Raw genomic sequence first — 12966 nt, 5'->3', positions numbered from 1 at the left:
AATTACTTCTTAGCGGCTTCAATAAGTTCGATGAAATGATCGAACAATGGTGCGCAGTCATGTGGACCTGGACTTGCTTCTGGGTGACCTTGGAAGCTAAATGCAGGCTTGTCTGTACGATGAATACCTTGGTTTGTGCCATCGAACAATGAACGATGCGTTGAACGTACATTGTTTGGTAAGGTACTTTCATCTACCGCGAAGCCGTGGTTCTGAGAAGTAATCATCACTGTACCAGTTTCTAAGTTCTGTACAGGATGGTTTGCGCCGTGGTGTCCGTTCGGCATTTTCATTGTTTTTGCACCTGATGCAAGTGCAAGAATTTGGTGACCTAAACAGATACCAAATACAGGAGTATTCGTGGTTTCTACAATTGTTTTTACAGCTTCAATTGCGTAGTCACATGCAGCAGGGTCGCCAGGGCCATTTGATAAGAAAATGCCATCTGGGTTTAACGMAAGGACTTGTTCAGCAGGGGTATGTGCAGGAACAACGGTTAATTGACAACCGCGGTCTGCCAGCATACGCAGGATGTTGGTTTTGACACCGTAATCGTATGCAACCACATGATATTTAAGTTCAGGTTGAGTAAAGCCTTTGCCAAGTTCCCATGAACCTTCAGTCCATTCAAAACCTTCAGGGTCGCAGCATACTTTTGCAAGATCTAAGCCGTTTAACCCGCCAAATGCACGTGCTTTCGCAATTGCTTCTTCTTCAGTGATATTTTCACCAGCAAGAATACAACCATTTTGCGCACCTTTGGAGCGTAAAATACGGGTCAATTTTCGGGTGTCAATATCGGCAATTGCAACAACATTGTGTTGTTGTAAGTATTCGCCTAAAGATTGAGCAGAACGGAAGTTACTGTGTAATAAAGGCAAATCACGGATAATTAAACCGTTTGCCCATACTTTATGAATTCGACCTGACTCAACATCTTCATCATTGCAACCAGTGTTCCCAATATGTGGGTAAGTTAAAGTCACAAGTTGTTGTGCATAACTCGGGTCGGTCAAAATTTCTTGATAGCCAGTCATGGCAGTGTTAAAAACGACTTCACCAGTCGTACTTCCCGTCGCACCGATAGACGTACCTTTAAAGATTGTACCGTCGGCGAGGGCTAAAATGGCGGGGGKGCTCAAACCAAAGCTCCTGAACTAAAACCACAAAAATAGGGCTGTAAAAAAGCGAGTAGACGAAAAAAAAGGAAGGTCAATATTTAAACCTACCCTCCTATGTCTGCTCGCTTGAACTTAACATTGCATTATACGCATGAACTCGCCAAAAGTCCATTGTGAATCTGACGAATATGTAAGATAAAAGACTTGCTTTTTTTGCTAGGTTTATGTTGTGGCTTGTAGTCTAAATGTAAGCAATATACGATTGTTAGACAATTCAAAACCCATTTTAGTCTAAATTGCCTTATGCTTAATTTATAAACAACAACGACCTTAGGTGAAGCAAAATGACTGAACAACAAAAATCAGTAGCTGATAACAAAGCCATTAAAGATACGGTGCATGAGAGTGCTGAAAAGCTTGAGAAAGTAACGCATGATGCCAAAGAGCAGGTGCTTGATGTAGTTGCGGAAACGCAAGAAAAAGTTCAAGCCGAAGCCAAACAACTCAATGCCAGCGTGCAAGAGCAATTGGGTCAGTTAAAGCAAGATGTGTTGCAAAAAATTGAAGCTTTAAAAGCACAATTTGGCAGTTCACCTAAAGATTTGGGTGAATTAAAAGATTTTTTAAAAACTGAATTTAGCGCAATCATTGAAGATCTTTCTAAACTTGGTAAAGAGTTGAAAGAAGATGTCAGCAGCATTTCAGTGAAACACAAAGACCAATTGGCTGAAACTTTTAAGCGTTCTAAAGAGCACACATTGGAAGCGTGGAAAAAAGTAAATCCATCAAAAACTGAAACGAATGATGAAGCTGATCAAGCATAATCCCGTTTAAACTGTTGCAGATTCAGCCATAAAAAAAGTGAGGTCATACGCCTCACTTTTTTTTATTTAAACTTTTCGCTCAGACCAAAAACTAGTTGTTTCAATCTAAACTATCATTAATCAGAGTTAGAACTGATGTAGCCAATCCCGCTTATTGTGAAAATCGGCGGCAGGACTGCTGTGTTGCATGGCATAAAATTGCTCGCCCTGACTGGTTTTGAGCACAGCCGTCAGCCCAATAAACAAATCTGTCCATTTCAGTTTATGTTTCAGCATAAATTCGGTTAAATCCAGACTGACATTTAAACCGTAATGCGTACGTTTTAGCTGATTCAACTCAATATCATAAGCGGCTACAGGTGGCATTTGCTCAGGATAACGATATTCTTCAAAGGCATAGGCTTGCCAAGCTTGAGAAGGGGATAAATTGATTTCACGATAAAAATCTTCGCCCTGAACCCCAATGAAAATTTCAAAGCAGGTGTGTTCCCACAAAAAATCCTGACGTGGATGTGACGCTACCAAAGCAGGCCATTCGACCCACTGATTTGGATCGCGCAGCCAAAAGCCTACATTTAACGTAAATGGGCTTTGTTGTTCAATTGCACCGACCAAAGAAATGGCCTGAAATTGACGATTAAAAGCACTGAGTTCGTAACTTGCCATTGAGGGAGATTAGTTAGACAAGTGAGCGTGGCGAACTAAATTAGATAATTTAGCATTTTGTTTGGCTGCTTTTTTGTAGAGTAAGACAATTTTACCAATGCTTTGTACCACTTCAGAACCTGTTGCTGCTGCAATTTCAGTAATCACAGCTGCACGTACCTCACGGTCTTCACCGCCAATTTTGACTTTAATTAATTCGTGATCATTTAAAGCACGGTTGGTTTCTTCAATTACATTTTCAGTCAAACCTTGACCGCCAACCATCACTACAGGGTTAAGTGCATGACCAATTTGACGTAAACGCTTGCGTTCCTGAATAGAGAGAGCCGCCATAAAGATAACCTAATTTTAAAAACGGCTTAGTATAACAAAAGCCAATTTGAAACGCTGTAAATTCTATGCAAATAATCCGCGATCTTGCAGCAGTACAAAAATATCAAAATTGAACATTTGCTTAGGTTTATCCATTAGTGATGAGAGAGGTTTTTTATGCCACAGTACAGAAATAAGCGATGGATTTAATAGAAAAAACTTGTTAGTTATTGGCATTTAGATACAGATGTCTACTGCAAGCTTGCTAATTTTCACGTACAATCGCAATTTAGATGGCTATTCGTTACTAAGAGAGTTATGGCAACACGCATTACCAACCAAAAGTTATCCAAAAGTAGTCGTGCGTGGATGAGAGAGCACCTAGATGATCCCTTTGTGAAAAGAGCGCAAAAAGAAGGGTATCGTGCACGTGCTGCATACAAACTACTTGAAATTCAAGAAAAATATAAACTGATCAAACCGGGTATGACTGTGGTGGACTTAGGTGCAGCACCAGGCAGTTGGTCGCAAATTGCAGGGAAACTTGTAGGCGATAAAGGTTTGGTGATCGCTTCCGATATTTTAGAAATGGACGCACTACCAGATGTGACCTTTTTACAAGGTGACTTCCGCGAAGAAGAAGTGTTCGAAAAATTGTTAAATATTTTAAACGGACGCACGGTAGACGTTGTAATTTCTGATATGGCCCCCAATACATCAGGTAATAAAGCTGTAGATCAACCGCGTCAAATTTACTTATGTGAGTTGGCTCTTGATTTTGCCAATCGCGTATTGGGACCGAGTGGTCAGTTTGTGGTCAAAGTGTTCCAAGGTTCGGGGTTTGACGAATTTCGTAAACAGGTCGTGGACAGTTTTGATGTGTTAAAGACAGCAAAACCCGCTGCTTCACGCGCACGTTCCAAAGAAGTATTCCTTATTGGACAAGGACGTAAAAAAGCGTCTAAATAAAGTTTACTTGCCAAGCCGTTAAAAATTGTGCATTTTGTACGTTTTTAATAAATTGTCTAGCTGATCTTCAGCTTTTTTGAATGAAAGGTCACCCAGTAACGGGCATGATCAAATTAGATTGATATGGGAATAAAGCTTTGAGCGATCTCTTCAAGAATGCCGTATTGTGGCTGATTATACTTGGTGTGCTGATTCTAATTTTCAGCAACATCAATAACAGTGAAAAGCCAACTGCAATGAACTATTCAGAGTTTGTTGCAGCGGTGAATGCTGGTCAAATTAAGCAAGTCACAATTGATGGCGAAAGAATTAGTGGCGAAAAAGTCAATGGCTCGTCCTTTGAAAGTATTCGTCCAGCAGTTCAAGATCCTGAACTGATGCCGAATCTGATTAAAAACAACGTTGTTGTTGAAGGTACTGCACCTCAACGTCAAGGTTTGTTAATGCAACTATTGATCGCAAGTTTCCCTGTACTTTTAATCATTTTGTTATTCATGTTCTTTATGCGCAACATGGGTGGCGGTGCAGGTGGTAAAAACGGCCCGATGAGCTTTGGTAAATCTAAAGCTAAAATGTTGTCTGAAGACCAAATTAAAGTCACATTTGCAGATGTTGCGGGTTGTGATGAAGCAAAACAAGAAGTAGTTGAAATTGTAGATTTCTTAAAAGACCCTGCAAAATTCAAACGTCTAGGTGCAACAATTCCTAAAGGCGTGTTGATGGTTGGCCCACCAGGTACAGGTAAAACCTTACTTGCTAAAGCCATTGCAGGCGAAGCTAAAGTTCCGTTCTTTAGCATTTCAGGTTCTGACTTTGTTGAAATGTTTGTAGGTGTGGGTGCGTCTCGTGTTCGTGATATGTTCGAGCAAGCTAAACGTCATGCACCATGTATCATCTTTATTGATGAGATTGATGCAGTTGGTCGTCACCGTGGTTCAGGTACAGGTGGTGGTCACGATGAGCGTGAGCAAACACTCAACCAAATGCTTGTTGAAATGGACGGTTTTGAAGGCAATGAAGGTATTATTGTTATCGCTGCGACAAACCGTGCCGATGTACTGGATAAAGCTTTACTTCGTCCAGGTCGTTTTGACCGTCAAGTCATGGTTGGCTTGCCTGACATTAAAGGGCGTGAGCAAATTCTAAATGTTCATTTGAAAAAATTGCCTTCTGTTACAGGGGTAGATGTCAAAGTCYTGGCACGTGGTACACCTGGTTTTTCAGGTGCGCAATTGGCGAACCTTGTGAATGAAGCTGCATTGTTTGCTGCCCGTCGTAATAAAAACACGGTGGATATGCACGACTTTGAAGATGCCAAAGACAAGTTGTATATGGGTCCTGAACGTAAGTCGATGGTACTGCGTGAAGAAGAACGTCGTGCAACGGCTTATCATGAAGCAGGCCATGCGATTGTTGCTGAAATGCTGCCAGGTACAGACCCTGTGCATAAAGTGACGATTATGCCACGTGGTTGGGCATTGGGAGTGACATGGCAATTGCCTGAACATGACCAAACTAGCCATTATAAAGACAAAATGCTGAATGACTTGTCCATTTTATTTGGTGGTCGTATTGCGGAAGAAGTCTTCATTAATCAAATGTCGACAGGTGCATCGAATGACTTTGAGCGTGCGACTAAATTGGCGCGTGCAATGGTGACCAAATATGGTATGTCTGACAAGTTAGGCGTGATGGTTTACGAAGATGATACACAGCAATCATTCATGGGCAGTTTAGGCAGCCGTACGATTTCTGAAGCAACCCAACAACAGGTGGATGCTGAAGTTCGTCGTATTATTGATGAGCAATATAAAGTTGCCCGCGATATTTTGGAAAATAACCAAGACATTGCCCACGCAATGGTAAAAGCATTGTTGGAATGGGAAACCATTGATCGTGACCAAATCCGTGACATTATGGAAGGTCGTGAGCCAAAGCCACCGAAGGTATATATTGCAGACAATCCTGTGATTGATGTAACACCAACTGATGGTCCTAGCACACCGCCGCCATTACCAGCGAGCTAATCAACTCACATGATGTTAAAAAAGAGTCTTTATTTAAAGGCTCTTTTTTTATTGGTGTGGTTTATGCGCAGTGGCATCAAGACTACTGGCAATATTGTAGCTCCCTGAAAAGAATTCAACATCTTCAAAATTAGCCTTGTTAAAATACGCTTTTCAAATTGAAAGGAAGACCAGCATGCAGCTAATACCATTACCCAAGCGCGTATTGCAATGTGGACGTTTAAGTTTAGATTTATCTCAACCGCATGTGATGGGAATTCTAAATGTGACGCCAGACTCATTTAGTGATGGTGGGCGACATAACGAAAAAGATGCGGCTGTAGCACGCGCTTTGGAAATGATGGCCGAAGGTGCAACCGTGATTGATATTGGCGGTGAGTCTACACGTCCGGGAGCCAGTCCTGTGAGTGTGGAAGAAGAAATTCGTCGTGTCGTGCCTGTGGTAGAAGCCTTATCTGCTTATGATGTAGTGCTTTCTATTGATACATCTCAGCCTGAAGTAATTCGTGCTGCCGTAGCTGCAGGGGCGCATATCTGGAATGATGTACGTGCGTTGACCCGTCCAAATGCGTTGCAAACAGCCGCAGATTTAAATATCCCCGTGATTATTATGCACATGCGCGGTGAACCAACCACCATGAACAATTTAAATCAATATGATGATGTCACTGCAGATGTGATTGCAGAATTGCAGCAACGTGTCACCGATGCTTTGGCGGTAGGGGTGAAGCCTGAAAATATCATGATTGATCCAGGTTTTGGTCTTCCTAAAAATGCACAGCAGAATTTTAAATTGTTAAATGAATTGCATCAATTCAATGGTATTGGGTATCCAATTTTGTCAGCATTGTCCCGTAAAAGCTTTATTGGTGAAGCTTTGGGTGGGGTAGAGCCAACACAGCGTGCAGTCGGTTCTGTAGCGGCACATTTACTCAGTATTCAGCAAGGTGCCTGTATGGTGCGTGTGCATGATGTTAAAGCCATGTCTGATGCTATTAAAGTCTGGCAAGCAATGCAATTAGCAAATTAAGCGCTGTTTGTAGATTTGAGGCGAAGCTAGAATTAAAGCCCTGCTTATGCTATATAGGCACGCTTGAATCTCTGTATTTTTGAGTGCCTGTATGTTTGCAGATTTACTTCTCCCGATGTTTGATGATGAGTTTTATCCTGATATTTTAGTTGCCGAGTTAAAACAACTGATTCAACAGTTTGCAAAACACGTGTCTAAATCCAATTTATCTGAAACCGATATTTATCATTTTGCTGACCAGACCGTGCAAGCCATCAATAAAATGAAACCACAATTTGAAGATCTAGATTCAGATTTGGATGATACCGCAGCAGATTATATTGCTGAGGCGATGATGATGGTGCTGCAAGAGCAAGGCTATTTTGAGATTGAAATGGAAGAGTTGATTGCAACACGAGAGTGGTGATAGACACTCTCTTTCAGCTTTCACTTATAGATGATTTAACAAATCATTCAAAACATCATTCAAATGGCAACTTTGTTGTGTATGTAGTTCTGCAATTTCCCGAACATTTAGCGTGTATTGACCATTATGTTCACTTGGCTGTGCAATTAAATTCACCCAAAACTTTGTATTTTGTTGCAGCAAAGTTTTGAGTTGGTTTGCTTCTTCAGGATTTTGGAAATCTAATAAATATAAATCGTTGCCTAAGCTGCAACGACGTAGTTGTAACTCTTGGTTTTTATATTGCACTGTTCCCGCAAAAATATCATAAAATTCTGCATCAGTTTCAATTGGGCTTACGGACTCGGTTGCGGACTCAAGGCTGGAACTTTGTACATGGCTTGCAAAACTGAGCAAGCAGCATAAACAGGTCATCCACTTGAAAGAGAAGATAAAGCGTTGTAGAAACATTTCAAATCATCAATACATAAATGTTATTGTTTTCAATATTATATTTTTTAGGCATAAAAAAACCAGCGTAATGCTGGAGTTCTTTATTTGCACCATTTCAATGATTTAAATCCATTTAAAATGGTGCCCGAGGCCAGACTCGAACTGGCACGCTTTGAGGGCGGGGGATTTTAAATCCCCTGTGTCTACCGATTTCACCACTCGGGCATGTGCGCAATAATAGAGGACGAAATAAAACTTGGCAAGTAAATTTATTTACAATTGCGTTCTTTTCAATCAATTCAAATTATTAGCTTGAAAAAAGTTCGGTTTGAAGCATATTTCTGTTGTTTGTCATCAATATTTCATGAATTTGAGATCAAAGCGAAATCATAAATTTCTATGTTGAGCGCTCAAGAAAAATAAAAGGAATATTCATGAACATTCGCTTAACTCGCCGCGAGTTGATTCAAAAAAGTTTGGCTGGTTTTGGGGTATTGTCATTGCCAGTCGCATTAACTGCATGTGGAGATGATAATGAATCTACAGCAGGAAATGCATTAAAAGTGCAGTTTTTGCATGGTGTCGCCAGTGGTGATCCGCTGCATGATCGTGTGATTTTATGGACACGCTTAACACCTAATGACAATGCAGCGCGTCTTGAGGTGGTGTGGGAAATTGCGAGTGATGAGGCGTTTAAGCAATTGGTGAATACTGGCAAAGTACAAACCAATGCAGCGCAAGATTTTACAGTGAAAGTGGACGCAGATCGTTTGCAGGTAGGGACTAAATATTATTACCGTTTCCGCTTTGGCAATACAGTTTCAGTTGTAGGACAGACCAAAACCTTGCCACAACGCAGCGATCAGGTGAAATTTGCAGTTTGCTCTTGCTCGAACTACCCTGCAGGATATTTCCATGTCTATAAAGAAATGGCACAGGAAAGCAATCTGGATGTGATTATTCACTTGGGGGATTACATTTATGAATATGGACAAGGAGGATACGCAACTGATGATGCACAACAGTTAGGACGTACCTTTGCAGCAGACAATGATAAAGAAATTATCAAGTTAGATGACTATCGTAAACGCTATGCTTTATATCGCACCGATGCCGATTTGCAAGCCGCACATCAACGCCATCCATTTATTGTGATTTGGGATGACCATGAGCTCAGTAATGATACTTGGGAAGCGGGCGCAGATAATCATCAAGAAGATGAAGGCAGTTTTATAGAACGTAAGCTTGCGGCATTACAGGCTTATTTTGAATGGATGCCAATTCGTCCAGTCGCTGAAAATGATCATTTGAATATTTATCGCCAATTTGACTTTGGTGGTCTAGTCAATTTGATGATGCTAGATACCCGTATTTTAGCGCGTCATAAGCAATTAAATTATAACGACTATATGACTGCAACAGGTATTGATGCGGTTAAATTCCAGACAGATTTATTAAATCCACAACGTACATTGATGGGTGTGGCGCAACGTCAGTGGTTGCAAGGGCAGTTGATCCAGTCTACAGCCCCTTGGAATGTTTTGGGTCAACAAGTCTTGATGGCAAAAATGCTGATTCCACAAGAATTGTTATTGCTTTTAGGGCAAATTACCAATGGTGATCAGCGACCTGAAACCCTTGCACAAATGAAGCAAAAAATTACTGAGTTGCTCACGCTAAAAATGCGCTTAAAAGCGAATGATCCAACTTTGACAGCAATGGATAAAGCGCGTTTGAGGGCGGTTGCACCTTATAATCTCGATGCTTGGGATGGTTATGCTTACGATCGTGAAGTTGTGTATGGGACATTGCAACAGCTTGGGAAAAAAGCAGTGGTGTTAGCAGGTGATACTCATAATGCTTGGGCTGCAAGCTTGCATACCCATGAAACCAATCATGAGGTTGGGGTGGAGTTCGCGACCAGTTCGGTATCATCGCCAGGAATTGAGTATTACTTAAATGTGCCTGCAGACGAAATGGCAGCGTTGGAATATGCCTTTCAAGAACTGATTGATGAGCTGGATTATTGCAACCTCAATCAGCGCGGTTATTTAACAGTGACTTTTAATCATGATCAAGTGGTTGCCGATTGGAAGTTTGTGGATACGGTGAAGGCACGTGAATACAAAATAGATTCAACACGTAGTCATCAAATGACCTACGATGTACACTTAAAACCAATCATTGAAGTTGCTAAAACCGCCTAAAAATTGGTGTGATGCTTACAGAAAACCGAGCTTAAGTTGCTCGGTTTTTTTTAATGTAAGGCGTGAAATTTTTATTCGAGTTTCTCTTGAATATAACTGTCTAAATCTATGTGTTTAATGCTTTTACATAAGGCTTGCTCAGCCTGCATAATCTGTTGATGTAACTCAAGTGCGTGCTGATATTGCTGAGTGAGTTGTGTAAAGCGGGGGCTATTTTTATTAGTGAAATATAAGCGGAATTGAATTTTAGCAGCCTGACGATACGACCAGTAAGCAGCACGACGAATCTGGGTTAAACAATATTTTTGTTCCAGACTGGCGTGGTCACGAAACATATTTTCTTTATACAAGCGAACAAAGCTAAAACTTATGCAAAAAAAGAAAAGGACTCCTTGCAGAATCGTACTTTGAAAATAGGCAAAATTTAGCGCTTGTAAAATAATCAGGACTGCAATTTTGAGTGGGGCGTGTTGCTGAAACTGATACCACGATGCAGAGCTGTGTTTGATCTGATACAACACATAAGGTAATAGCAGCATAAAGCCGAGCATAATCGCTAAAATAGACAAGGCATTGGCTTGAAAAGCATCATACTGTGCTGTGGTGTTTTGAATCCCCAAAGCTAAACTGATAGAAATAGGAATAAAAATCATACAGGCCAAGAGCCATGGAATAAACTCTTTCCATTCATCCAGCATGCCTTTGCTCTGAATAAAACCGTAAAACAAAATATTTCGTTTAAAGGCAGCAGGGTATTGTTGCTGTAATTGCTGCACATAAAGCAGTGCTTGTTGGGGCTTCATAGGCAGGTCATACAGAGAAATGAATATGGATAGGAGAGGGCTAAATCGCAGGCATAAAAAAACCAGCTAAATGCTGGGTTCTTTACTTGCACCATTTTAATGTGTTTAAAATGGTGCCCGAGGCCAGACTCGAACTGGCACGCTTTGTGGGCGGGGGATTTTAAATCCCCTGTGTCTACCGATTTCACCACTCGGGCATAGTTTTACAAGATTGGAGGCGGAGGTCGGAATCGAACCGGCGTCCACGGAGTTGCAGTCCGCTGCATGACCACTCTGCCACCCCGCCACGTCTTGTTGATGCGTATATTAGCAAGCTCTGAAAAAAAAACAATACTATTAAATGAGCAGATGCACATTAATTCGGCATATAGAATAAAATAGTCTAAATAATCATGTATTATTTGCAAAATTGATTCATATCAACATTTGGAGATGTGCCGTGGCATTAATTTTAGACGGTCGTGCATTGGCAAAACAAATTGAAGCTGATCTGTTAACACGTGTAGAAGCGTTAAAAGCAAAATCAGGTCGTACCCCAATTCTAGCGACTATTTTGGTCGGTGATGACGGTGCATCTGCAACTTATGTGCGCATGAAAGGCAATGCTTGCCGCCGTGTGGGCATGGATTCTTTAAAGGTGGAATTACCTACAGAAACCACCACAGAACAACTTTTGGCAGAAATTGAAAAATTGAATGCGAATCCGGATGTGCACGGTATTTTGTTGCAACATCCAGTTCCTGCGCAAATTGATGAGCGTGCTTGCTTTGATGCAATTTCGCTTGAAAAAGATGTAGACGGTGTGACTTGCCTTGGTTATGGGCGCATGGCGATGGGTGAGGCTGCTTATGGTTCTGCAACGCCAGCAGGCATTATGACCATTTTAAAAGAAAACAACATTGAAATTGCAGGCAAACATGCTGTTGTTGTGGGGCGTTCTGCAATTTTAGGTAAACCAATGGCTGCGATGCTTCTTGAAGCAAATGCAACAGTAACCATTTGCCATTCACGTACCCAAGATCTTGCAAGTTTTGTGAAACAAGCAGACATTATTGTAGGAGCGGTAGGTAAAGCAGAATTAATTCAAAAAGATTGGATTAAACAAGGTGCTGTAGTTATTGACGCAGGCTTCCATCCACGTGATGGCGGTGGTGTTGGTGATATTCAATTGCAAGGCATTGAAGAGATTGCTTCTGCATATACGCCTGTACCAGGTGGGGTTGGTCCCATGACGATTACAACGTTGATTCGTCAAACGGTTGAAGCGGCTGAGAAAGCGTTAGGTTAAGCTTATTCTCCCTCTCCTGAGCAAAATTTAAAGCACTGCTTTTAAAATGAAGCGCAAAAGAGGGAGAATTCATTGCGAAATTAATGGATGCTCCTTCTCGCTTTAAGAGAAGCTTGGTATGAGGGAGTAAAATCCTCCCACTATCTCTCTTCTTTAAAAAAGCAGAGGGTACTTTTTTAAATTAAAACGAATAAAAATCCAATGAGCTGTACCTTTCAATTTCCTCAAGCCCCTGAACATCTCCTAGATGCTTTGCATGATGTGATTCCAAATTGTGAATTACTGGCACAGCAATTGCCTGAAACGCCTATTTCCCTGTGGCTTATTCCGCCTATATTTCCGACCGACAAGCTAGATGATGAAGTCATTCGTCGTATTTGGAATGATACGCCGTACTGGATTTTCTGTTGGGCTTCTGGACTCGCTATGGCGCAATGGTTGCTGGCAGAGCCGCAGCATGTCAAAGATAAGGTGGTTTTGGACTTTGGCTCAGGTTCTGGTGTGGTGGCTATTGCGGCTAAAATGGCAGGTGCAAAACGAGTGATTTGCTGTGATATTGACCCAGTGAGTCTGGCGGCTTGTCGTGCCAACGCAGAATTAAATGATGTCGCGCTTGAGTATTTAGATGACCTGTATCAATCCGAGCAAGTGGATGTATTGTTTGCAGCAGATGTGTTGTATGACCAATGCAATCGTTTCTTTTTAGATGAATTTTTAAAGTTTGCACCCGAAGTGTGGGTGGCAGACAGTCGTGTGAAAAATTTTAGCCATCCACAATATATAAAAATAGATGAACGCAGTGCGACCACATGGCCTGATTTAGATGAAGCCAAAGAGTTTCGTAATGTGAGTTTTTATAAGACGCGATAAATCATCACGTC

General features: G+C 41.3%; 13 protein-coding genes and 3 tRNA genes. 8 read left to right on the top strand and 8 right to left on the bottom strand.

From position 1 onward, the window contains the following. Nucleotides 1-2: 2 nt before the first annotated feature. Nucleotides 3-1142, bottom strand: coding sequence for a glutamine-hydrolyzing carbamoyl-phosphate synthase small subunit (carA, locus tag BJN41_RS05470; protein ID WP_070153931.1), 1140 nt, complete (start codon nt 1140-1142; stop codon nt 3-5). A gap of 323 nt (nt 1143-1465) precedes the next feature. On the opposite strand from carA, the gene BJN41_RS05465 reads away from it, so the two are divergent. After that, nucleotides 1466-1945, top strand: coding sequence for a hypothetical protein (locus BJN41_RS05465; RefSeq protein ID WP_070153930.1), 480 nt, complete (start codon nt 1466-1468; stop codon nt 1943-1945). A 126-nt stretch (nt 1946-2071) separates the two neighbouring features. On the opposite strand, the gene BJN41_RS05460 is transcribed toward BJN41_RS05465, so the two are convergent. Together BJN41_RS05460 and yhbY are read right to left on the bottom strand one after the other, a co-directional pair. Beyond that, on the bottom strand, nt 2072-2611 hold the full coding sequence (locus BJN41_RS05460; protein ID WP_070153929.1) for a DOMON-like domain-containing protein: 540 nt from the start codon (nt 2609-2611) through the stop codon (nt 2072-2074). A gap of 9 nt (nt 2612-2620) precedes the next feature. After that, nucleotides 2621-2944: a ribosome assembly RNA-binding protein YhbY gene (gene yhbY, locus BJN41_RS05455; protein WP_070153928.1), complete on the bottom strand. Its 324-nt coding sequence runs from the start codon at nt 2942-2944 to the stop codon at nt 2621-2623. A 297-nt stretch (nt 2945-3241) separates the two neighbouring features. Between yhbY and rlmE the strand changes: the two genes are divergently transcribed. The 4 genes from rlmE (at nt 3242) to BJN41_RS05435 (ending at nt 7355) form a co-directional block, all read left to right on the top strand. Then, nucleotides 3242-3892 (top strand): 23S rRNA (uridine(2552)-2'-O)-methyltransferase RlmE, encoded by a 651-nt coding sequence (rlmE, locus tag BJN41_RS05450; RefSeq protein ID WP_019836761.1) that lies wholly within the window; start codon nt 3242-3244, stop codon nt 3890-3892. A gap of 137 nt (nt 3893-4029) precedes the next feature. Then, on the top strand, nt 4030-5919 hold the full coding sequence (gene ftsH, locus BJN41_RS05445) for an ATP-dependent zinc metalloprotease FtsH (protein ID WP_019836760.1): 1890 nt from the start codon (nt 4030-4032) through the stop codon (nt 5917-5919). 175 nt (nt 5920-6094) lie between these two features. Continuing rightward, on the top strand, nt 6095-6949 hold the full coding sequence (folP, locus tag BJN41_RS05440) for a dihydropteroate synthase (RefSeq protein WP_070153927.1): 855 nt from the start codon (nt 6095-6097) through the stop codon (nt 6947-6949). 91 nt (nt 6950-7040) lie between these two features. Continuing rightward, on the top strand, nt 7041-7355 hold the full coding sequence (locus BJN41_RS05435) for a DUF5713 family protein (protein WP_019836758.1): 315 nt from the start codon (nt 7041-7043) through the stop codon (nt 7353-7355). Nucleotides 7356-7379: 24 nt separating this feature from the next. Here BJN41_RS05435 and BJN41_RS05430 read toward each other — a convergent pair whose 3' ends face one another. Then, on the bottom strand, nt 7380-7805 hold the full coding sequence (locus BJN41_RS05430) for a hypothetical protein (RefSeq protein ID WP_019836757.1): 426 nt from the start codon (nt 7803-7805) through the stop codon (nt 7380-7382). 121 nt (nt 7806-7926) lie between these two features. Then, nucleotides 7927-8012: transfer RNA gene (locus tag BJN41_RS05425), tRNA-Leu, on the bottom strand. 209 nt (nt 8013-8221) lie between these two features. On the opposite strand from BJN41_RS05425, the gene BJN41_RS05420 reads away from it, so the two are divergent. Beyond that, on the top strand, nt 8222-9994 hold the full coding sequence (locus BJN41_RS05420; protein WP_070153926.1) for an alkaline phosphatase D family protein: 1773 nt from the start codon (nt 8222-8224) through the stop codon (nt 9992-9994). Between the two features lie 71 nt (nt 9995-10065). Here the strand turns inward: BJN41_RS05420 and BJN41_RS05415 are convergent, their stop codons facing one another. The 3 genes from BJN41_RS05415 to BJN41_RS05405 form a co-directional block, all read right to left on the bottom strand. Further along, nucleotides 10066-10797, bottom strand: coding sequence for a hypothetical protein (locus BJN41_RS05415; protein ID WP_019836755.1), 732 nt, complete (start codon nt 10795-10797; stop codon nt 10066-10068). A gap of 111 nt (nt 10798-10908) precedes the next feature. Then, nucleotides 10909-10994: transfer RNA gene (locus BJN41_RS05410), tRNA-Leu, on the bottom strand. Nucleotides 10995-11009: 15 nt separating this feature from the next. Continuing rightward, nucleotides 11010-11083 (bottom strand) — tRNA-Cys (locus tag BJN41_RS05405). 153 nt (nt 11084-11236) lie between these two features. Here BJN41_RS05405 and folD point away from each other — a divergent pair. Then, entirely contained in the window at nt 11237-12085 is an 849-nt protein-coding gene (gene folD, locus BJN41_RS05400; protein WP_019836754.1) for a bifunctional methylenetetrahydrofolate dehydrogenase/methenyltetrahydrofolate cyclohydrolase FolD, read from the top strand. Nucleotides 12086-12286: 201 nt separating this feature from the next. Next, nucleotides 12287-12955: a class I SAM-dependent methyltransferase gene (locus BJN41_RS05395; RefSeq protein ID WP_019836753.1), complete on the top strand. Its 669-nt coding sequence runs from the start codon at nt 12287-12289 to the stop codon at nt 12953-12955. The last annotated feature ends 11 nt before the right edge of the window (nt 12956-12966 follow it).

This window comes from Acinetobacter towneri, assembly GCF_001758345.1.
GTDB lineage: Bacteria > Pseudomonadota > Gammaproteobacteria > Pseudomonadales > Moraxellaceae > Acinetobacter > Acinetobacter towneri_A.
This window is presented reverse-complemented; position numbering and strand designations above follow the sequence as displayed.